The 20,104-nt window shown below is 67.7% G+C and carries 19 protein-coding genes; 15 read left to right on the forward strand and 4 right to left on the reverse strand.

Features of this window, described 5'->3' with window-relative positions; translation table 11 throughout:
* Positions 1-11 precede the first annotated feature (11 nt).
* The 10 genes from LQF09_RS00520 to LQF09_RS00565 all read left to right on the forward strand — a co-directional run bounded on the left by LQF09_RS00520 (position 12) and on the right by LQF09_RS00565 (position 11,558).
* The gene (locus LQF09_RS00520; RefSeq protein WP_270068880.1) at positions 12-680 is read left to right on the forward strand and encodes a DUF4194 domain-containing protein; all 669 of its coding nucleotides are present in this window, start codon (positions 12-14) and stop codon (positions 678-680) included.
* Positions 673-4,092 (forward strand): ATP-binding protein, encoded by a 3,420-nt coding sequence (locus LQF09_RS00525; RefSeq protein ID WP_270068881.1) that lies wholly within the window; start codon positions 673-675, stop codon positions 4,090-4,092. Before LQF09_RS00520 ends, LQF09_RS00525 begins: the two co-directional genes overlap by 8 nt.
* Positions 4,089-5,297 (forward strand): DUF3322 domain-containing protein, encoded by a 1,209-nt coding sequence (locus LQF09_RS00530; protein WP_270068882.1) that lies wholly within the window; start codon positions 4,089-4,091, stop codon positions 5,295-5,297. The genes LQF09_RS00525 and LQF09_RS00530 overlap by 4 nt, the downstream gene beginning before the upstream one ends.
* Positions 5,298-5,390: 93 nt before the next feature.
* On the forward strand, positions 5,391-6,785 hold the full coding sequence (locus LQF09_RS00535) for an AAA family ATPase (protein ID WP_270068883.1): 1,395 nt from the start codon (positions 5,391-5,393) through the stop codon (positions 6,783-6,785).
* Positions 6,786-6,787: 2 nt separating this feature from the next.
* Positions 6,788-7,456, forward strand: a complete 669-nt coding sequence (locus tag LQF09_RS00540; protein ID WP_270068884.1) for a DUF4276 family protein — start codon at positions 6,788-6,790, stop codon at positions 7,454-7,456.
* 237 nt (positions 7,457-7,693) lie between these two features.
* A complete protein-coding gene (locus LQF09_RS00545; protein WP_270068885.1) occupies positions 7,694-8,326 on the forward strand; it encodes an RluA family pseudouridine synthase in 633 nt (210 codons plus the stop codon).
* A 147-nt stretch (positions 8,327-8,473) separates the two neighbouring features.
* Positions 8,474-8,926, forward strand: coding sequence for a gamma-glutamylcyclotransferase family protein (locus LQF09_RS00550; RefSeq protein ID WP_270068886.1), 453 nt, complete (start codon positions 8,474-8,476; stop codon positions 8,924-8,926).
* Positions 8,923-9,444: a M48 metallopeptidase family protein gene (locus tag LQF09_RS00555; protein WP_270068887.1), complete on the forward strand. Its 522-nt coding sequence runs from the start codon at positions 8,923-8,925 to the stop codon at positions 9,442-9,444. The genes LQF09_RS00550 and LQF09_RS00555 overlap by 4 nt, the downstream gene beginning before the upstream one ends.
* 135 nt (positions 9,445-9,579) lie before the next feature.
* Positions 9,580-10,416 carry a methylated-DNA--[protein]-cysteine S-methyltransferase gene (locus tag LQF09_RS00560; RefSeq protein WP_270068888.1) on the forward strand — a complete coding sequence of 279 codons (837 nt, stop codon included), beginning with the start codon at positions 9,580-9,582 and terminating at the stop codon, positions 10,414-10,416.
* The gene (locus LQF09_RS00565; protein ID WP_270068889.1) at positions 10,413-11,558 is read left to right on the forward strand and encodes an OprD family outer membrane porin; all 1,146 of its coding nucleotides are present in this window, start codon (positions 10,413-10,415) and stop codon (positions 11,556-11,558) included. The genes LQF09_RS00560 and LQF09_RS00565 overlap by 4 nt, the downstream gene beginning before the upstream one ends.
* A gap of 111 nt (positions 11,559-11,669) precedes the next feature.
* Here LQF09_RS00565 and gpmI read toward each other — a convergent pair whose 3' ends face one another.
* Complete coding sequence (gpmI, locus tag LQF09_RS00570) at positions 11,670-13,337, reverse strand: 2,3-bisphosphoglycerate-independent phosphoglycerate mutase (protein ID WP_002926231.1); 1,668 nt, start codon at positions 13,335-13,337, stop codon at positions 11,670-11,672.
* 215 nt (positions 13,338-13,552) lie between these two features.
* On the opposite strand from gpmI, the gene LQF09_RS00575 reads away from it, so the two are divergent.
* A complete protein-coding gene (locus LQF09_RS00575) occupies positions 13,553-14,194 on the forward strand; it encodes a hypothetical protein (protein ID WP_002926233.1) in 642 nt (213 codons plus the stop codon).
* 18 nt (positions 14,195-14,212) lie between these two features.
* Here the strand turns inward: LQF09_RS00575 and LQF09_RS00580 are convergent, their stop codons facing one another.
* A complete protein-coding gene (locus LQF09_RS00580) occupies positions 14,213-14,590 on the reverse strand; it encodes a hypothetical protein (RefSeq protein WP_002926235.1) in 378 nt (125 codons plus the stop codon).
* Positions 14,591-14,592: 2 nt separating this feature from the next.
* A complete protein-coding gene (gene parA, locus LQF09_RS00585) occupies positions 14,593-15,252 on the reverse strand; it encodes a ParA family partition ATPase (protein ID WP_002926237.1) in 660 nt (219 codons plus the stop codon).
* A 213-nt stretch (positions 15,253-15,465) separates the two neighbouring features.
* On the opposite strand from parA, the gene LQF09_RS00590 reads away from it, so the two are divergent.
* The 4 genes from LQF09_RS00590 (at position 15,466) to LQF09_RS00605 (ending at position 18,745) form a co-directional block, all read left to right on the forward strand.
* Complete coding sequence (locus LQF09_RS00590) at positions 15,466-16,587, forward strand: extracellular catalytic domain type 2 short-chain-length polyhydroxyalkanoate depolymerase (protein ID WP_002926238.1); 1,122 nt, start codon at positions 15,466-15,468, stop codon at positions 16,585-16,587.
* A gap of 58 nt (positions 16,588-16,645) precedes the next feature.
* Entirely contained in the window at positions 16,646-17,152 is a 507-nt protein-coding gene (locus LQF09_RS00595) for a hypothetical protein (protein ID WP_002926240.1), read from the forward strand.
* Positions 17,153-17,198: 46 nt separating this feature from the next.
* Positions 17,199-18,215: a class I SAM-dependent rRNA methyltransferase gene (locus LQF09_RS00600; protein ID WP_270068890.1), complete on the forward strand. Its 1,017-nt coding sequence runs from the start codon at positions 17,199-17,201 to the stop codon at positions 18,213-18,215.
* Positions 18,216-18,325: 110 nt separating this feature from the next.
* On the forward strand, positions 18,326-18,745 hold the full coding sequence (locus tag LQF09_RS00605; protein WP_002926243.1) for a hypothetical protein: 420 nt from the start codon (positions 18,326-18,328) through the stop codon (positions 18,743-18,745).
* Positions 18,746-18,767: 22 nt separating this feature from the next.
* On the opposite strand, the gene LQF09_RS00610 is transcribed toward LQF09_RS00605, so the two are convergent.
* Positions 18,768-20,093 carry an SIR2 family protein gene (locus tag LQF09_RS00610; protein ID WP_270068891.1) on the reverse strand — a complete coding sequence of 442 codons (1,326 nt, stop codon included), beginning with the start codon at positions 20,091-20,093 and terminating at the stop codon, positions 18,768-18,770.
* Positions 20,094-20,104: the final 11 nt, after the last annotated feature.

Genomic DNA, 20,104 nt, shown 5'->3' on the forward strand with positions numbered 1-20,104 from the left:
TGGATACCTGAATGATGGACGACGAACACCTCGCCCCCGCCCCGGCCGAACCCGCGGTCCCCGCCCCGGCGCCCGACCTCTCGGTGCTGCTGATCGGCCTGCTCAAGGGCGTGCTCTACCGCGAAGCCGACGAGCGCCAGTGGTCCAGCCTGCTGCAGCTGCAGGCGCGGGTGCGCGAGTACGTGGCGGTCCTCAACCTCGAACTGGTGCTCGACGAAGCCGAGGGCTACGCCTTCCTGCGCGGCCGCCCCGAGCCCGCCGACGACGACCCGGTACCGCGCCTGCCGCGGCTGGTGGCGCGCCGGCCGCTGTCCTACCCGGTAAGCCTGCTGCTCGCCCTGCTGCGCAAGAAGCTCGCCGAGTTCGACGCTGGCGGCGGCGACACCCGCCTGGTGCTCGGGCGCGACGACATCGTCGAGCTGGTGCGCGTGTTCCTGCCCGAGGGACCCAACGAAGCGCGCCTCATCGACCAGATCGAGACCCACATCAACAAGGTCGTCGAACTCGGCTTCCTCGCCCGCCTCAAGCCCACTAGCGCCAGCCCGGGCGCACCCGCCAGTTTTGAGGTGCGCCGCATCCTCAAGGCCTTCGTCGACGCGCAATGGCTGGCCGACTTCGACACCCGCCTCGCCAGCTACCGCGCCGCGCTCGCCAGCAGCAAGGAGGCAGACGATGAATGAGCCCCTGTCCCTCGGCCTCGACTTCATCGCCGACGACACCCTGTCCGGCTTTCGCCTGCAGCGCCTGGAGGTGCTCAACTGGGGCACCTTCGACCGCCACGTATGGACGCTGCAGCTCGACGGCCGCAACGGGCTGCTCACCGGCGACATCGGCTCGGGCAAATCCACCCTGGTCGACGCCATCACCACCCTGCTGGTCCCCGCCCACCGCATCGCCTACAACAAGGCCGCCGGCGCCGACACCCGCGAGCGCAGCCTGCGCTCCTACGTGCTCGGCCACTACAAATCCGAGCGCAACGAGGTCACCGGCGCCGCGCGCCCGCTCGGCCTGCGCGATGCCAGCAGCTACTCGGTGATCCTCGGGGTGTTCCACAACGCCGGCTACGACCAGACGGTAAGCCTGGCACAGGTATTCTGGTTCAAGGATAGCCAGGGCCAGCCAGCACGCATGTATGTCGGTGCGGAGCATGCGCTGTCGATCACTGACGATTTCTCCGGTTTCGGCCCCGACATCACCCAGCTGCGCAGGCGCCTGCGCGGCTCGGGCGCGGACGTGCAGGACAGCTTCCCGCCCTACGCGGCCTGGTTCCGCCGCCGCTTCGGCATCGACAACGACCAGGCGCTCGAGCTCTTCCATCAGACCGTGTCGATGAAGTCGGTCGGCAATCTCACCGACTTCGTGCGCCACCACATGCTCGAGCCCTTCGAGGTCGGCTCGCGCATCCAGGCCCTCATCGGCCACTTCGACGACCTCGACCGCGCCCACCAGGCCGTGCTCAAGGCCCAGCGCCAGGTGTCGCTGCTCGCCCCGCTGGTGGAGGACTGCCACCGCCACGACGCGCTTGCAGCCGACATCGGTGCACTGCGGCGCTGCCGCGAGGCACTGCAGCCGCACTTCGCGACGCGCAAGCTCACCCTGCTCGACCACCGCCTGGCGCTCGCCGCCGAGGAGTGGGCACGCGCCGATGCCCAAATCAAGCGCCTGGACGGGCTGCGCGAGGAGCAGGCGATGCGCATCGACGCGCTCAAGCAGGCGATCAACGCCAACGGCGGCGACCGCCTCGAGCGTCTCACTGCCGAGATCCGCAAGCTCGCGCAGGTGCGCGACGCGCGCCTGGCCAAGTCGCGCCGCTACGCCGAGCTCGCCGCAGTGCTCGACACTCCCGCCGCCGCCGACAGCGAGGCCTTCGCCACCCAGCGCCTGTACTTCGCCACCGGCCGCGAGGACACGCGCAACCACGACGCCGAGCTGCAAAACACACTCACCGAGCACACCGTCACCCTGCGCCAGGGCAAGCTCGAGCACGACGCGCTGAGTGCCGAGATCGACAGCCTCAAGCGCCGGCGCAGCAACATCGACGACCGCCAGATCCAGATCCGCGCCGCGCTGTGCGGCGCGCTCGGCATCGATGTGGACGCTATGCCCTTCGCCGGCGAGTTGCTGCAGGTGCGCGAGGATGAGCGCGACTGGGAGGGCGCCGCCGAGCGCCTGCTGCGCGGGTTCGGCCTCGCCCTGCTGGTGCCCGACGCGCACTACAAGGCCGTGGCCGAATGGGTGGACGGCAACCACCTGCGCGGCCGCCTGGTGTATTTCCACGTCCGCCCACCACGCACTGGCGAGCTGGCGGCGCTGCACCCCGACTCGCTGGTGCGCAAGCTCGCGATCAAGCCCGACAGCCCGCTCTACGACTGGCTCGAACGCGAGCTCGCCCACCGCTTCGACGTCGCATGCTGCGCCACCCAGGAGCAGTTCCGCCGCGAGACGCGCGCGATCACTCGCGCCGGCCAGATCAAGGATCCCAGCGGTCGCCACGAGAAAGACGACCGCCACGCTATCGCCGACCGCAGCCGCTACGTGCTGGGCTGGAGCAACACGGCCAAGATCGAAGCCCTCGAAGGCCAGCGCCGCCAGCTCGAAGCCCGCCTCGGCGAGGTCGGCAGCCACATCGGCCGCATCGAGGCCAAGCGCCGCGCCCTTGCCGGCCGCCTGGACGCGCTCATCCGTCTGGAAGAGTTCATCACCTTCGACGAACTCGACTGGGAAAGCGTCGCCAGCGAGATTGCGACGCTGGAGGACGAGCGCCGCGCGCTCGAAGCCGCCTCCGACCTCCTCCAGACGCTCAACCGCCAGCTCACCGAGCTTCAGCAGATCCGCGGCGATACCGAACGCGAACTCGACTCCGCACGTGAACGCCGCGCCAAGGTCGAGCAGCGCCAGGCCGACGCCGAGGCGCTGCGCGCGACCACGCTCGCCCTCGTCAACGCCGCACCGATCGACGCGGAGCTCGTCCCCCCGCTCGAAGCCCTGTGCACCGAGGTGCTCGGCGAGCACCAGCTCACGGTCGAGTCCTGCGACAACCGCGAGAAGGAGGTTCGCGACCTGCTGCAGACGCGGATCGACGCCGAGGACCGCCGGCTGGCGCGCCTGGCCGAAAAGATCATCAAGGCCATGTCGGCGTTCAAGCAGCAGTTCGCGCTCGAAACCGCCGAGATCGACGCCAGCCTGGAGGCGGGCTTCGAGTACGAGAACCTGCTGACGCAGTTGAATCGCGACGACCTGCCGCGCTTCCTCGCGCGCTTCAAGGAGCTGCTCAACGTCAACACGATCAACGAGATCGCCAACTTCAGCGCCCAGCTCGCGCGCGAGCGCGAGACCATCAGGGAGCGCATCGCCCACATCAACAAGTCGCTCGGCGAGATCGACTACAACCCCGGGCGCTACATCGTGCTCGAATCGCAGGCCAGCCCCGACGCCGAGATCCGCGACTTCCAGCAGGAGCTGCGCGCCTGCACCGAGGGCGCGCTCAGCGGGGCGGGCGAGGGCGACGACGAGCAGTACTCCGAAGACCGCTTCCTGCGCGTCAAAGGCATCATCGACCGCTTCCGCGGCCGCGAGGGCCTCTCGGACCAGGACCGGCGGTGGACCGCCAAAGTCACCGACGTGCGCAACTGGTTCCTCTTCGCCGCCAGCGAGCGCTGGCGCGAGGACGACAGCGAGCACGAGCACTACTCGGATTCGGGCGGCAAGTCGGGCGGGCAGAAGGAGAAGCTCGCCTACACCATCCTCGCCGCCAGCCTCGCCTACCAGTTCGGCCTGGAGTGGGGCGCAGTGCGCTCGCGCTCGTTCCGCTTCGTCGTCATCGACGAAGCCTTCGGCCGCGGCTCGGACGAATCCGCGCAATACGGTCTGCGCCTCTTCGAGCAACTCAACCTGCAGCTGCTGATCGTCACTCCGCTGCAGAAGATCCACATCATCGAACCCTTCGTTGCCAGCGTCGGCTTCGTGCATAACGAGGGCGGCAGCGCCTCCAAGCTGCGGAACCTGTCGATCGAGGACTACCGCGCGCAGAAGGCGGAGATGCGGGCCTCCGCCCAGGCCGCGCCGCAGAGCGGCGGCGCGGCGGCATCATGAGCTGGAGCACGGCGCCCGACTTGAGGGCGCAGGTGATGCGCCTGTGGGAGCGCGGCGAGCTGCTGCGCGAGAGGCTGGACGCCGGCGCGAGCCGCTTCCCGCTGCGCCTCAGCCTGAAGACACCCACCGCGGACGACATCACCCGCCGCTTCGACGCCGTGCGCGCCTGGGTCGCGGCGATCTCGGCCACGCCCCATGTGCGCCTCGAATGGCAGGAGACCCGCCACCGCGTACAGGGCAACCAGCGCCTGCCCGCGAGCGCCTGGGTCGACAGCCTGGATGAAGCCCTGGCCTGGGTCGGCAAGCGCGCCGAGCACGCGCGCTTTCGCACGCTGTGCGCCGAGACCGCCGCACGCCAGCCCCTGCTGCTGCCCTGGCTGCAAAAGCGCCCGCTGCGCGCGCTCGAGCTCGCCGCCGAATGGTCGCGCCTGCTCGACGTGGTGGCCTGGCTGCAGGCCCACCCGCGGCCGGGCGGGTATCTGCGCCAAGTCGACCTGCCCGGCATCCACACCAAGTTCATCGAATCCCAGCGCGGGGTACTCGCCGAACTGCTCGACCTTGCCCTGCCCGAGGCCGCGATCGACCCGACGCGCACCGGCGCGCAGCAGTTCGCCGCGCGCTACGGCTTCCTCGACAAGCCCGCGCTGCTGCGCTTGCGCGTGCTCGACCCGGCGCTGCACCTGCTGCCCGGCGCGCCCTGCCCCGACCTCGCCCTCGACGCGGACAGCTTCGCTCGCCTGCAACTCGACGTGGCGCGCGTCTTCATCACCGAAAACGAAACCAACTTCCTCGCCTTTCCCCGCGTCGACAAGGCCATTGTGATCTTCGGCGCCGGCTACGGCTGGGAAGCGCTCGCGCGCGCCGCCTGGCTGCAACACTGCCCGATCCACTACTGGGGCGACATCGACACCAACGGCTTCGCCATCCTCGCCCAGTTGCGCGCTCGCTTCGCCCACGTCGAATCCCTGCTGATGGACCGCGCCGCGCTGCTTGCACACGAACCCATGTGGGGCTGGGAAGACAGCCCGCGCACGGCCGACGTCTCCCGCCTCACCACCGAGGAACGCAGCCTGTACGAGGACCTGCGCGAGCATCGCATCCGCCCGTTGCTGCGCCTGGAGCAGGAGTACATCAGCTTCGGCTGGCTTGAAAGGGCGCTGAAAATCATCCGGCCGATGGATGATTTTCAGCCACTTGATGGTTGATTTTCCTCCGCCCTTGCTACGATCCGGGCGACAAGCCGCAACAAGACCCACCCGAGCACCCGGATCAAGATCCACGCCGAGAAGGACCGCACCATGCTGACCCGCCTCGAGATCGACGGCTTCAAGACCTTCGAGAACCTCGCCATCGACCTTCTGCCCTTCACCGTCGTACTGGGCAGCAATGCCGCAGGCAAGAGCAACCTGTTCGACGCGATTCGGCTGCTCTCGCTGCTCGCCACGCGTGACGTCGCCGAGGCCGTCAAGGACATGCGCGGCGAACCGCTCGAACTGTTCCGCCTGACGCCTTCTGGCCGCAGCACCCAGATCCGCATGGCCGCCGAGGTGCTCGTCGACCCGCTAGTGCGGGACCCATGGGGTAGCGAGGTCAAGATCACACACACGCGGCTCCGCTATGAGGTGACACTGGAGCGCCGTCAGACCAAGCCCGGGATCGAGCGGATTCAGGTGGCGCAGGAGCGCGTGACACCCATCATGCGCAAGGACGACCGCTGGGCCAGGGCGGTAAATCCGACGAGGGATTTTCGTGCGGCTTATCTGAAGTACACACGCCTGAAGCCGTGGCTCACGACAGACGAAACGGACGAGGGGCTGGCTTTCAGCATCCATCAGGACGGCAAGCAAGGGCGCAATCGGCCCGCGAGCGCGGCCGAAGCAACCGTGTTGTACAGCGTGACCAATGCCGAGTTTCCGCATCTTTTCGCTTTGCGAGAGGAAATGCGCCACTGGCGCCTGTTGCAGCTCGACCCCGCACTGCTGCGGCGTCCAGTCCCGGCGACGGCATCGGACATGCTGGATGCGGATGGCTCGAACCTTGCCGCGGTGCTGACTCAACTCAAGGCCGAAACCGCAAGCGCCGAGAAACCAGATGGGGTGCTGAGCGACATCGCCGCAGAGCTCAACCACCTGATCCCGGGGATTGCCCATCTCGACGCCAAGCTGCACGAGGCGAGCCGCGAATACCGGATCGAACTGACGATGCGCGACGGCCTGCCATTCACCTCGCGTGTCATTTCGGACGGCACGCTGCGCATCCTCGCCCTGCTGACCCTGCTACACGATCCGCGCCATCGAGGCCTGATCTGCTTCGAGGAACCGGAAAACGGCGTGCATCCCGGGCGCATCAAGCAGCTCGTTCAGCAACTGAGGGACATCGTCACCGATCCAGCCCAGTACGATGCCGACGAGGGAGGCCCGCCACTCAGCCAGTTGCTGCTCAACAGCCATTCTCCGGTGGTCCTGTCTGCCCTGATCGACGCGAATCTGCGCCCCGTCGATGGCGCGGTGCTGTTCGCCGACACGGCCGTGGTGACCGACCCCGAACGCAAGGAGCAACGCCGAAAGACGCGCCTTCGACCGGTTCACTCCAAACCACAGGCCTCGCTGTTTGGGGATGATGCGAATCCACAAGGCATCGTCTCCGACCTCGAGGTTCGCAAAGTACTCGATACCGTAGCGGCGGAGGGCTGAGGATGCATTACCTCGGACTGGCGCTCTATGCCGAGGGCCCCACCGACTACTACTTCCTGCGCCCCTTGTTGCTGCGGCTATGTGAAGACATCTGCCTGAACGAGGCAAACCAGTCGGTGGAGTTCGGCGAGGAGGTCGTCTCCCTGGACGATCCCGCACGAATCAAGGGCGGCTCACGCGACGAGCGCATCGTCGAAGCGGCCCGCGAAGCACGGGGCGCCTGGCGCATCGTGTTCATTCATACCGACGGCGCGGGTAGTGCGGAACGCGCCCGCGCAACCTGCGCCCAGCCCGCCATCGACAGGCTCGCCCAGGAGCTTCCAAATGATGGTGTGGGGGTCGCGGTGGTCCCAATACGCGAAACGGAGTCATGGGCACTTGCAGACGGCGACGCGATTCGCCGGGTGTTTGGCACGCTGCTATCCGATGATGCGCTCGGCTTGCCGCACAACGCCGCGGGCGTGGAAGCCATCCTGGATCCCAAGAAAGCGCTGGACGATGCGTTCCTGAAAACGAATCCAACATCAAGGAAGCGGCGGCAGGGCGCCTCGCCCATGCTCAACGCTCTCGGGGAGTCCGTTTCACTGCAGAGGCTTCGCCTACTTCCGGGATTCCAGGCGCTCGAACACGAGCTGCGGCGGGGGTTGGAGGCGCTCGGGATACTGAGTTGATGCCGGTTTCCGATCATCGCGCAGCGATCCTGGAGCGCTCCCCGGGACCATCGCACGAGAGTGATCCTGAGTTTGCAGGAGAAGTGCGCGAACGCCTTCGGAAGCTCGCGGCTTGCGCCGCTCCTACAGCAGGCCGCGGCGTGCCTCGCCCATGGGAGGGGCGCCAGCCGCGAGCTTTCCGCGCCGGGCCGCCTGCTTCACCATGCAATCCCCCGTTCTGCGATGAGCCCGATCGCCATGCCCACCGTCCTCCACCTCGACGATGACCTCCTCGTTGTCGACAAACCTGCCGGCCTGCTCTCCGTCCCCGCCCGTGGCGCGGACCGCCAGGACTGCCTGGCCGCCCGCATCCAGGCACTTCACGCGGACGCGCTGATCGTGCATCGCCTGGATGCCCCCACCTCGGGGCTGGTGCTGTTTGCACGCGGACTGGAAATGCTGCGCCGGATGAGCCTCGCCTTCGAGCAACGTACCGTGGGCAAGCAGTACGTGGCGGTGGTGCACGGGCACCTCGCACTGGATGAGGGCGAGATCGACCTACGGCTCGGCGAGGACGCCGCCAACCGTCCGCGCCAGATCGTCGACCACCTGCACGGTCGGCGCGCGCTTACCCGCTACCGGGTGCTCGCACGCATGGGGGAGGGCGCCGAGGCATGCACGCGCGTGGCGCTCAAGCCGGTGACCGGCCGCGCCCACCAGTTGCGCGTCCATCTGCTCGCCCTCGGCCACCCCATCCTGGGCGATCCGCTCTACGCGCCGCCCGCCAGCGTCGCACACTTCGTGCGCATGCACCTGCACGCCACCCGCATCGCCTTCATCCATCCGCGCACCCGGGTACCACTGCAGTTCGAAAGTCCGGTACCGTTCTAGGCTGGCCGGGAAGATCGCCGCATGCGAAATGCGCGTCTCGATCCGCACACCTGCGCATGCAGGCACCGGATTTGCTTCGATGACAGCGCGCCCGCCTGCGCGGCAGCGCCCCCACCCGACCCGCCTCATTTCAGTGCTCATCCAACCATGAACCGCACCGACACCGATCACCAGGCCTCCAGCGCCTGCTTTGCCTACGGCTCGCTGATGTGCGACGACATCATGACCGCCGTCTGCGGCACCCGCAGCACTCGACGTCCCGCCACACTGCACGGTTACCGCCGCCGTGCGGTGGTCGGCGCGACGTACCCCGGTGTGGAGCCGAACGCCGATCACTGCGTACAGGGCGTGCTCTACCTCGAGCTCCCGGACTCAGCATGGCCGCGCCTGGACGGCTTCGAGGGCGAGGAGTACGAGCGCCGCATCGTCGAGGTCGAGATGGCCGACGGATCTCGCCTGCGGGCGTGGACCTACGTCTTTCGCCCTTGCTTCGCGCACCGGCTGGCGCCAGACGACTGGGATTACGAGCACTTCCTGCGCGAGGGCAAGGCGCGCTTCGTCGCCGACTATATCGGCTTCGACACCCTGCAGGCACGATGAGCAACCGCCGCGCACCCGCCTACCTCGCCGGCTACCCGCCCGCACTCGTGCATCAGGTGACGACCCTGATCGAGCAGGGGCGCTTCGCCGACGCCATGCGCAAGCGCTACCCCGACGCCCACACCGTGCGCTCGGACAATGCGCTCTACGACTACGTGCAGGCGCTCAAGGCCGAGCACCTGCGCAGCGCGCCACCGCTCGGCAAGGTGCGCTTCGACAACAGCCTGCACGTCATCCACGGCGCGCTCGGCACCCACACCGCCATCTCGCGCGTGCAGGGTGCGCGCCTGCAGGCCAAGCGCGAGATCGGCGTGGCCACGCTGTTCCGCGCCACACCGGAGGCCTTCCTGCGCATGATCGTGGTCCATGAGCTGGCCCACCTGCGCGTGCGCGAGCACGACAAGGCCTTCTACCAGCTCTGCCAGCACATGGAGCCCGACTACCACCAGCACGAGTTCGACCTGCGCGCCTATCTCAGCTATCGCGATGCGGGTGGCGATGCGCTGTGGGGGGCCTGAGCGCCGCACACGCTCCCGGCCTGCCGGTGTCCGCTCCGCAAGAATCGGGTTGCACCTGCCAGGCGCGTCGCCATACTCGGGGCCAGCCGGGCCAGGCGCGCTGCGCGCCTGGCCGCCACCCACCGGGAGGACACCATGGATGCACTCGACCACCACGCACGCCATTACGACACCGTGGCGCGGGCGATCGCCTACCTCCGCGCCCGCGTCAGCGATCAGCCCGGGCTGGACGAAGTCGCCGCCGCCGTACATCTCAGCCCCGCGCACCTGCAACGCGTGTTCACCGAATGGGCAGGCATCTCGCCCAAACGCTTCCTGCAGCACCTCACCAAGGAATACGCACGCACACGCCTGCGCCAAGCGCTGGATATCCTGTCCGTCAGCGCCGAGGCCGGGCTGGGCAGTCCGAGCCGGCTGCACGACCTGATGGTGAGCTGCGAGGCCATGACTCCGGGCGAGATCAAGACCGCCGCACGCGGTATCGACATCGGCCACGGCATCGCCCCTACGCCCTTCGGCGCCGCGCTGGTGGCGTGGACACCACGCGGCGTATGCCACTTCGCCTTCCGCACGACCGACGACGCAGCCCTGCTTGCCGGACTGCGGGCCCAATGGCCGGCCGCCAGCCTGCACAGAGACGACGAGGCCGCCAGGCGCCTGATGCACGAGATCTTCCCACAGGCGCCAAGCCGCGGCCGCGTGCATGTGGTGCTGCGCGGCACGAACTTCCAGATCAAGGTCTGGGAAGCGCTCATCCGCATCGAACCCGGCCACATCCTGTCCTACGGGCAGCTCGCACACGAAATCGGCATGCCACGCGCCGCACGCGCAGTCGGCACGGCGCTGGCGGCCAACACCATCGGCTACCTGGTCCCCTGCCATCGCGTCATCCGCGACAGCGGCGAAACCGGCGAATACCGCTGGGGCAGCGAGCGCAAGCTGGCAATGCTCGGTCGCGAGGCGGGTCCTTGACGCCAACAGCCAACCTCCCGACGCTATTGCACCGGGACAAGCGCGAATGGGGGCAGGGCATCGTCGCCAACTTCGAGTCGGGTTTCACCCAGGGCACCGTGGGCGTTGGCGTGGATGCCTTCGCGGCCTACGGCCTGCGCCTGGACAGCACCCGTCGCCGCGCCGGCGCGGGTGGCATCGACTTCTTCAAGCAGGAAGACAGCACGGGCAAGCCCGCAAGCGACCTGGCCAAGGGCGGTGCGTCGCTGAAGGTGCGCGTTTCCAACACCGTGCTGGCCTACGGCGACCTGCGCCCCTCGCTGCCGGTGCTGAACCACGACGACTCGCGCCTCCTGCCGGAGAGCTACACCGGCACCCTGCTCACCTCGAGCGAGATCGACGGCCTCGAACTGGTCGCCGGCCGCTTCCATGCGCAGTCGCGCAAGAGCGATGAAGGCCGCGACAGCGGTGGGCTGAAAGGCATCGACGTGATCGGTGGCAGCTACCAGTTCAACGACGCGCTGAGCGCGGCGCTGTATTTCTCCGACGTCGACAACGTGGTGCGCGACAACAGCTTCAAGCGCCAGTACGTGAACCTGAACTACGCGCTGCCGATCGCCAGCAACACGCTGAGCTTCGATCTCAACGGCTATCGCACCAAGTACGACGTGTCCGGCGACAAGAACCGCATCTGGAGCCTGGCCGCAACCTACGAGACCGGCCCACACGCCTTCACGCTCGCCTACCAGCGCAGCAGCGGCGACGTCGGTTTCGACTACGGCTGGTACCAGAAGGCCGGCGGCACCGGTAACGGCGGGGCCTCGATCTGGCTGGCGAACTCCTACTGGTCGGACTTCAACGGCAAGGATGAAAAATCCTGGCAACTCGCCTACGCGGTCGATTTCGGCCAGTACGGCATGCCCGGCCTCAAGTACCGCGTCGCCTACGTGCGTGGCAGCGACATCGACACCGACGTCACCACCCGCGGCAAGGAACACGAGTTCTTCAACCAGATCTCGTACACCGTGCAGAACGGCGCCGCCAAGGACCTGAACATCCGCCTGCGCACCTCGGCGCTGCGCGTGTCGAGCGATGCCGCCGACTACAACGTCAGCGGCCGCGAAGTGCGGGTCTTCATCGACTACCCGTTCAACGCGTTCTGATCCGCCTGACGCGCATGGGGCAGCGCTTGCCCCGCCGCCCCATGCGCTGCGACCGGATCCGATGCGCTGTGCTCCTCGCTCAGGTGCGCACAGCGCACACAGCCCGGGCGCTCACTTGACCACGAGCAGGCTGTCGTCCCACTTCGGGTGCTTGTCCAGCCCAAGCAGGTTGGCCACGGTAGCGGCGATGTTCGACAGACCGGCGCCATCGGCCTGCTTCAGGCCCAGCCTGCCGCCGCTGACGTTGTCGTACAGGATCAGCGGCACCGGGTTGAGGGTGTGCGCGGTCTTGGCCTTGTAGCTGCCATCGGCGTTGCGCGCCGGCTCCTTGGTCTTCTTGTCGAGCTCGAACATCTCGTCGGCGTTGCCGTGGTCGGCGGTGATCAGCGCCACCCCGCCGGCAGCGTCGATCGCCGGCAGCAGGCGCGCCAGCGCCAGGTCGACCGCCTCGATCGACATCGTCGCGGCGCGGAAATTGCCCGTGTGGCCGACCATGTCGCCATTAGCGTAATTGCAGCGCATCACCGCATACTTGCCCGACTGGAGCGCAGCGATCATGGCATCGGTGATCTCGGCCGCCTTCATCCACGGCCGCTGCTCGAAGGGTACGACGTCGCTCGGCACCTCCTCCCAGGTCTCACCATCGAAACGCCCGGAGCGGTTGCCGTTCCAGAAATAGGTGACGTGGCCGAACTTCTGCGTTTCCGAGCACGCGAACTGCGCCAGGCCCATCTTGCTGAACCACTCGCTGGAGGTATCGGTGATCGCCGGCGGGGCGACCAGGAAACGCTTGGGCAGTTGCAGGTCGCCGTCGTACTGCAGCATGCCGGCGTAGGTCACCTTGGGCACGCGCACGCGATCAAAGGCGTCGAAGTCATTCTCGACGAATGCGCGCGTGATCTCGATTGCGCGGTCGCCACGGAAGTTGAACAGGACCACGGCATCGCCATCCTCGATGGTGCCGATCGGCTGACCGCAACCGTCACCGTCGAATTCGGCGATGACAAACTCGGGCAGGTCCTGGTCGATGGTGCCGGGGTGCTTGTCGCGCAAGGCCTTGACCGCCTCGGCCGCACTGGCGAACTTCGGCCCTTCGCCCAGCACGTGGGTCCGCCAGCCGCGCTCGACCATCGGCCAGTTGGCGTCGTAGCGGTCCATGGTGATGTACTGGCGGCCGCCGCCCGAGGCGATACGGGCGTCGAAGCCGTCGCTGCTGATCCCGGCCAGGAAGGCCTCGAAGGGTTCGACGTAGTCCAGCGCGCTGGTTTCGGGCACGTCGCGGCCGTCGAGCAGGGCGTGGATGCGCACCGTGCGCACGCCATCGGCCTTAGCCTGCACCACCATCGCCCGCAGGTGGTCGATGTGGCTGTGCACATTGCCATCCGAGAACAGGCCGATGAAATGCAGCACGCCCGCCTTGCCCGCAGTGCCTGCCCTGGCTGCGGCCACCACCTCCTGCCACGCCTTGCCTTCCCAGATCGCGCCGCTGGCGATCGCGTTGGCGACCAGCGCCGCCCCTTGGGAATACACTTGGCCGGCACCAATGGCGTTGTGGCCCACCTCGGAGTTACCCATGTCCTCGTCCGACGGCATGCCGACCGCCGTACCGTGCGCACGCAGGGTGATGTTCGGATACTCGGCGAACAGGCGGTCGAGCGTCGGCTTGCGCGCGGCATCGATCGCACTGCCCACATCGTGCCTGGGGATGCCATAGCCATCCATGACAATCACGACAACGGGGCCCTTGACGCCGGCGAAGGCGGGGAGTTTCTGCAGCATGGTCGCTTCCTGGGATCTGAAGATGTCGATGGCGGCAACCGGCCTGCCCGGTGCCCATGTCCAAAGGGCGGAAGATAGCATCAACGCGGCGCTGCAACATCCCGCCCGTTGCAAGGCCACGCTCGAACCCCACGCAAAGGGATGCATCCCATTGCCGAGTGGCGTCGATCGAGACAAAATAATAAAGTATTACCTTTACAAGGAAAGCCGACGACATGAACACCAAGACCCAGAACGCATTGCGTGCCGCCCTCCAGCATGAAGACTCCGCGCTCGAGAAGCGCCTGCCCGAGCCGGCCCAGACAGAAGCGGCCGCGACCGCGCAGCCACCTGTAGCCGAAGTGCAGGAAGCCGGTTCCACCGCTGCGCCGGAGCCGGTCGCAGCACCTGCGGGAGCTCAGACCGGCACTGCCGACACCACCGCCGCCAACAGTACGCCGGTTGCCACTGCGGCGGCCGATGCAGAGCCCCCCGCAGCACCGGCTGCCAGCGCACAGACGCCCGCTGAGCCGGTCGCAGCCGACAAGCCGCAACGCGAAACCTTCGTGATCGGCGAGAACGACTGCAAGCGCCTCAAGGTGCTGCGCGCAGACCTGGCCGACAGCGGCAAGCGGCCCGGCAAGTCTGAGCTCGTCCGCGCCGCGATCGGCGCCCTCGCCGCTCAGGGTACGGACGCGGTAAGGGCACTGCTGCGCGCACTGGCGCCGCTCGGCACCGGCAAGAAGGCCAAGGCTGCAGAGAAGAAGAAGGATGAGTCCAAGCGCAAGAAGACCGCGGCCAAGAAGCCCGCCCCCAAGAAGGCCGGCGGACGCAAGGAAGCCACCGCCAAACGCAAGACCAACAAGAAAAAGCGCTGAGCGGCGCCGAGCGCAGGGTCAGTGCTTCTTGCTGCGCTTGCCCTTGGCGACCTTGGGCAGCGCGGCGATCACCTGCGCGACACCCGCGGTGTCGCGCTCGGCCAGCAGGGCGAGCCCCGCGCGCAGGATCTCCGACTTGCTCACCAGCACGCCGGCCTTGCCCAGCGCCTCGCGCAAGGCCTTGATGCGGCGGTGCTCGCTCGCCGGCATCGAAAAGGAGTCGCGCTCCACTTTCTCGTGGCGATCCTTGCGCTCGGCCTCCTGCGCTCCCAGCGTGTCGATACCGTCGTCCATCTCGCCGGCCACCCCGCTGGTCACCTCGCTGGCCGCAGGCTGCACCGGCACCTTCGCCGGGCCGGCGCTCGCACGTCGTTTACGCGTCGTCGCTGCAGTCATGCTCACCCCTCGATCAGCCGGACGACGGCCGAGACCAATCGATCGACTTCTTCCTGTGCCGCCGCTGCGGCACGGCCCAAGCCATAGACGGAGGTACCGCGCACCGCACTCAAGGCATACGCACTACGCTGCGACAAGGCTGCGTCCAGCACCGGCAGCTTGAAATCCTGCAACACCTCGAGCACATCGCCGGCGAGCGCCGTACGCATGACGCGGTTGGGCAGCAGCACGCCGCAGAGGGCAGGGCGGCTGCGCTGGCGATCGAGGATCAGGCGTTCGATGCCGCGCGTTGCCCACAGATCGGTCGGGCTTGGCACCACCGGCACCAGGGCCACATCACATAGCTCCAGCGCACTCATGGTATGCGGGTGTTCGATCGACGGCGGGCAATCCATCACGACCACATCGACCCGCCTCGCCACCGGACGCAGGGCCTCGGCCATGTCGACAGCAGAGCCCTTGAGCTGCAGCACCTCGCTCGCAATCGGCGCGTCCGCCGGGGCAAGCTCCGCCCAGCGCGATGCGCTCTCCTGTGGGTCGAGGTCGGCAAGCGCGACCCGGTAGCCCTGCAAGCCGAGGCCTGCCGCCAGTTGCAGGCTGACCGTAGTCTTGCCTGAGCCTCCTTTCTGCGAAATCAGCGCGATCAGCCGCCGTGCGCTCATGGTGCGTCCCGTTCAGGCGTGTAAAGGTAATACCCGACAGTCTAGCGAATCGGCGCCGGCTTGCACGCCCTGTCGACGCACCCGCGCCTGCATTGGATCATTTCACTTGGCAAATCGTGTTGCGCAGCGCACCATTCGGCACAGTTCTTGCCACTGTCATCGATTCGCAGCCGTGGTGTTTCCCGCCCGGCCGCCAACAACGGGAGATCCGTCATGACATCGCTATCGAAAGCGCTCGCATCCGGCCTGCTCGCCCTCGCCACAGTTCTCTCCACCCCCGCAGCGGCCTCGCCTCCCGGGCCACTTCCCGCGCTCAACATCGACATCCGCGAGACCTCGGTGTCGGGCATCTCCTCCGGCGGCTTCATGTCTGCGCAGTTGCAGGTCGCGCACTCGTCGATCATCAAGGGCGCAGGCATCGTCGCCGGGGGCCCGTACTACTGCGCCCAGAACGACGTCATCACCGCCACCACGCTGTGCTCATGCACCGGCGAACCGATGCTCGGCTGCAAGGTCACCGAGCACAGCGCGGCCGTTCAGGCGCTGGTGACGGCCACCCAGGGCTTCTTCGCAAAGGGCTTGATCGACGACCCTGCCAACATCGCCCGCCAACGCGTTGCCACGGTCGTCGGCGGCGAAGACCGGCTGGTACCCACACCGATCGCACGCCAGCTGCACGACTACTACGGCGCCTTCGGCCTGCCGCCGGACAGCCTGAAAGCCATCGCCCTGGACGGCGCGGGGCACACGATGCCCACCATCGACTTCGGCGCCGCCTGCGCGGCCACCGATGAACCCTATATCGGCAAGTGCGATTTCGACGCCGCAGGCGCAATCCTCGGCTGGATCTATCCCGACGCTGTCCCGCCCGCCCCGGCGGGCACGCCGGCGGCCGGCCGTTTCGTCGAGTTCGACCAAAGTGGCTATGTGCCCAAGGGCGGCCTGTTCGACTTCCTGTGGGGCTCGGGCATGGACAAGACAGGCTGGGTGTATGTCCCCGAGGTGTGCGAAGCGGGCGAGCGCTGCCGCCTCCACATCGCACTGCACGGCTGCAAGCAGGGCCAGAGTTACCTGCCTCTCAAGCGCCCGCCGGGCGGCGGGCTCTATAACGGCACCACCTTCGTGAAGAACACCGGCTACGACCGCTGGGCCGACGCCAACCGCCTGGTCGTGCTGTTCCCGCAGGCAGTGTCCATCCCCTGGCGTAACCCGAACGGCTGCTGGGACTGGTGGGGCTACACCGACGAGCACTACGCGACGCGTAACGGCGTCCAGATCCGCGCCCTGCGCGCCATGATCGACCGCCTCGGCGCAGGCCTGCGCCCAGGGTCGTAGCACCCGCAGCGCTGCTTGCGGCACACTACGGGCCTCGTCCCAGACCAGGAAGCCCGGCATGGCCTCATCCTCGACACCCTCCTCCCGCAGCGCGGGCGCACCCGCAGCGCGCCAGGCGCGCCTGGTTGCGCTCATTGTCGGCGGGCTTTTCCTGCTGCTGATCGTGGCCTTCGTCGCCATGGTGTTCACGGTGCGCGACGAAGCCCGCCTCAACGCCGTGGGGCCGATCCCCCCGGCGCCCGGCGCCGAGCGCGGCGGACTGGTGTTCCACGGCACGGCGAACATCTGGGAAGTGCGCGGCCGCATGACGCTCGACGCCGAGCGTCAGGTGAGCTTCAGCTTCGACCTCATCGGCCCCACTGCTCAGCCTGCACCCGCCACGCTGGCGTTCGACCTCAGCCTCGACATGCCCGACCACGACCGCGCGCCCATCCCGCTGCAGCACACGCTCGCCGGCCCCGGCAGCTATGTCGCCAAGGCGGCCCTGCCCGAACCCGGGCGCTGGCGCCTGCGCCTGCAACTGCCCGAGATCACCGGTCTGTTCGAGTTCGAAGTCGATCGCTGAAGCCTCGCCCTGGGGCATACTGGCGCGCCCAGCGCCGGAGCGCCCCATGTCCTCGACCCTCACCGACCTGCTCGCCACCGCGCTCGCCGCCCGCGCGCCCCTGATCGAGCGCCTCGCCGCCGAACACACCGACGCCTACCGCCTGTTCCACGGCACGGTCGAAGGCGAGCCCGGTCTCACCGTCGACCGCTACGGGCCGATGCTGCTGGTGCAGACCTTTCACCACCCGCTCAGCCTCGACAGCCTCGCCGAACTGCAGGCCTTCTACGCCACCGCCCTGCCCGGCCTGCCGCTGATCTGGAACGATCGCAGCGGCAAGCATTCGCGCATTGCCAACCCGCTGCCGCCCGAACAGCAGGCGGTCGCCGAAACACCCTGCGAGTTCTCCGAACTCGGCGTGCGCTACCGCTTCCAGGCCCGCCACGCCGGCCAGGACCCCTGGCTGTTCCTCGACCTGCGCGCCGCACGCCGGCGCATCATGCAGGAAGCGCCGGGCAAGTCCTTGCTCAACATGTTCGCCTACACCTGCGGGATCGGCATCGCCGCCGCCAAGGCCGGCGCACGCCATGTGATCAACGTGGATTTCGCCGAATCCAGCCTTGCCGTCGGCAAGGACAACGCCCGCCTCAACACGCTGGCAACTCGCCCGCGCTTCATCAAGTGCGACGCCTTCGCCGCCCTGCGCCAGTACGCCGGCATCGGCCAGCCCCGGATGGTGCGCGGCAAGCACCTGCCGCCGTTCCCCGCCCTCGAACCGCACCGCTTCGACATCGTCTTCGTCGACCCGCCGCGCTACGCCAAGAGCCCGTTCGGCGTCGTCGACCTCATCAACGACTACGCCGCCCTGTTCAAGCCCGCCCTGCTCGCCACAGCCGAAGGCGGCACCCTGGTGTGCTGCAACAACGTCGCTCAGGTCGAGCGCGAGGCCTGGCTCGACCAGCTCGAACGCAGTGCGCGCAAGGCCGGCAGGCCGCTGCGCGAGGCCGAATGGATCACCCCCGAAGACGACTTCCCCAGCCTTGACGACAAGCCGCCGCTGAAAACCGTGCTACTGCGCGTGTAAGCGACACATACGCCGCGTGCAGACACGCACAGGACTGAGCTGTAACGGTGAACAATGCGTTTTATTGTTGATCTACAATCACTTGCACCGTTTCATTCAGAGTTTTTCTCATGATCCGCCTGTCCACGATCGCCATCGCTACCCTACCTCTCCTGCTGTCGGCCTGCTTCAGCTCCGTGCGCCCATCCCCGGTCGCCCAACTGCCGGACGCGGGCCCGGCGCACCGCAACGGACAGCTCGACTTCGCGCTTGCCAGTGGCGACTACGGCTGCGAGCACGGCGTGCGCGTGCAGGTTCGGCGCGACATGCAGGAGCGCATCAACAACCGCATCCAGCTCGGCTGGAACGGCAATCAGTACCTGCTCGAGCGCGACCTGTCGCACTCCGGCCTGCCACGCTTCGAGGACCCCGCCAGTGGCCTGGTGTGGATCGACCTGCCGTGGAAGAGCGTGCTGCTCGATGGCCGCAGCCACAAACCCATCGCCAGCGAATGCCGGCAGGTGCCGGTGCGCGTGGCCAACAGCGGCTAGACCACGAGCGGCCACACCACGCTCAGGCCAGCCGGCGAATCAGGCCCGCAATCTCGCCAAAATCGTCAAACCAGAGCGGGCGCACCCCCATCGAGAGATAGGGCGCCGAGGCCAGCGCAAGCTCCATCGCGCTCGCCTCGGAATGGCGACAGGACCCTGGCCACTTCAGTAGCGCGTAGTGGTAACGCCCGGGCAAGACCTTCGCGGCATCGCGCAGCAGCCGGTTCATCTCCTCGTCCACAAACGAGCACCCGACGTACAGCGCATGATGCACGGGGTTGGCGAGCCAGCGTGCGAACACCTCGCCGACGATACCGGCGCGGCTGCCGCCATACGTGCACTCGTACTGGCTGGTGGAAAACACGAAGCGCACATGGGTGATCAGGAAAAGCCTCCGCGGCGTGTAGCCGTGCACATGGTAGATGCCCTGATGCAAGGCGTGCTGGCCCTGCTCTCGCGCCAGCGTGTTCGGGTCGCCAGCGAGCTCATCTCCGCGCATTGCGTAGGCCGCACGCGCGAGTCCGGCCTCATCGAGCGCCTCGCCCATCAGGTCGTCGAAGTTGTAGGTGATGATCGCGTCCCAGCCTGGCAGCAACCCGCCACGATCGGGCACATTGACTGCCGGCGCGAGTTCGGCAATCGCACGATGGATCGGCCCTGGCCGGCGATCGTTCTCGTAGAGGATGTCCGTAAGATCGGTAAACAGGTGCTGGCCGAGAAAGTCGTAGCAGATCTGCGCCCCCTCCATCAGCGCCTCGGTATCGGCCTGGCCCGCCTCGATCGATGCCAGTACGGCACGTGCGCGCAGGTCCTCGCCGGCCGCCAGATGCTCGACAGCGGTGACCACACGCTCGAACTCGGCGTTCTCGCGCGTACCGCCCGGCCGCGGCCGCATCTCCGTCTGCTCCCGTCCGCGCTCGATCACTCGCAGCAGCAGGCGTCGCACCAGTTCGGCCCACGACGGTCCACCCGCGTCCATCGTCGCGCCGGCGCCGATCACCACCGACAGACAGGACGCTCGCCGCATCCACTGCATGAGGCCGATGTCGAGTTCCCGCTGTGCGGGCCCGAGCGCCTCACGAAAGCGCTCCGCGTTGAGCGACAGCCAGCGCGCCTTCAGCTCGACCTCGCCCCGGCGGTCTTCGTCCACGGACAAGCCGAAGCGCTGGGCCAGCGCCTGCGACACCTGCAGCGAGCGATACAGGCCGTTGATCTGGGTCTCGATCTCGAAGAACGCAGCGCCGATCTCGTCACGCTCGACAAGATCGGCAAACAGCTGCGGCTCCCAGCTGCGTCCGGTAAAGAACGCCCGCCAGGCGTGCGCATGCTGCGATGGTCCGACATACATGGCGCCCACCT

Origin of the sequence: Thauera sp. WB-2, from assembly GCF_027594845.1 — a bacterium.
Lineage (GTDB): Bacteria > Pseudomonadota > Gammaproteobacteria > Burkholderiales > Rhodocyclaceae > Thauera > Thauera mechernichensis.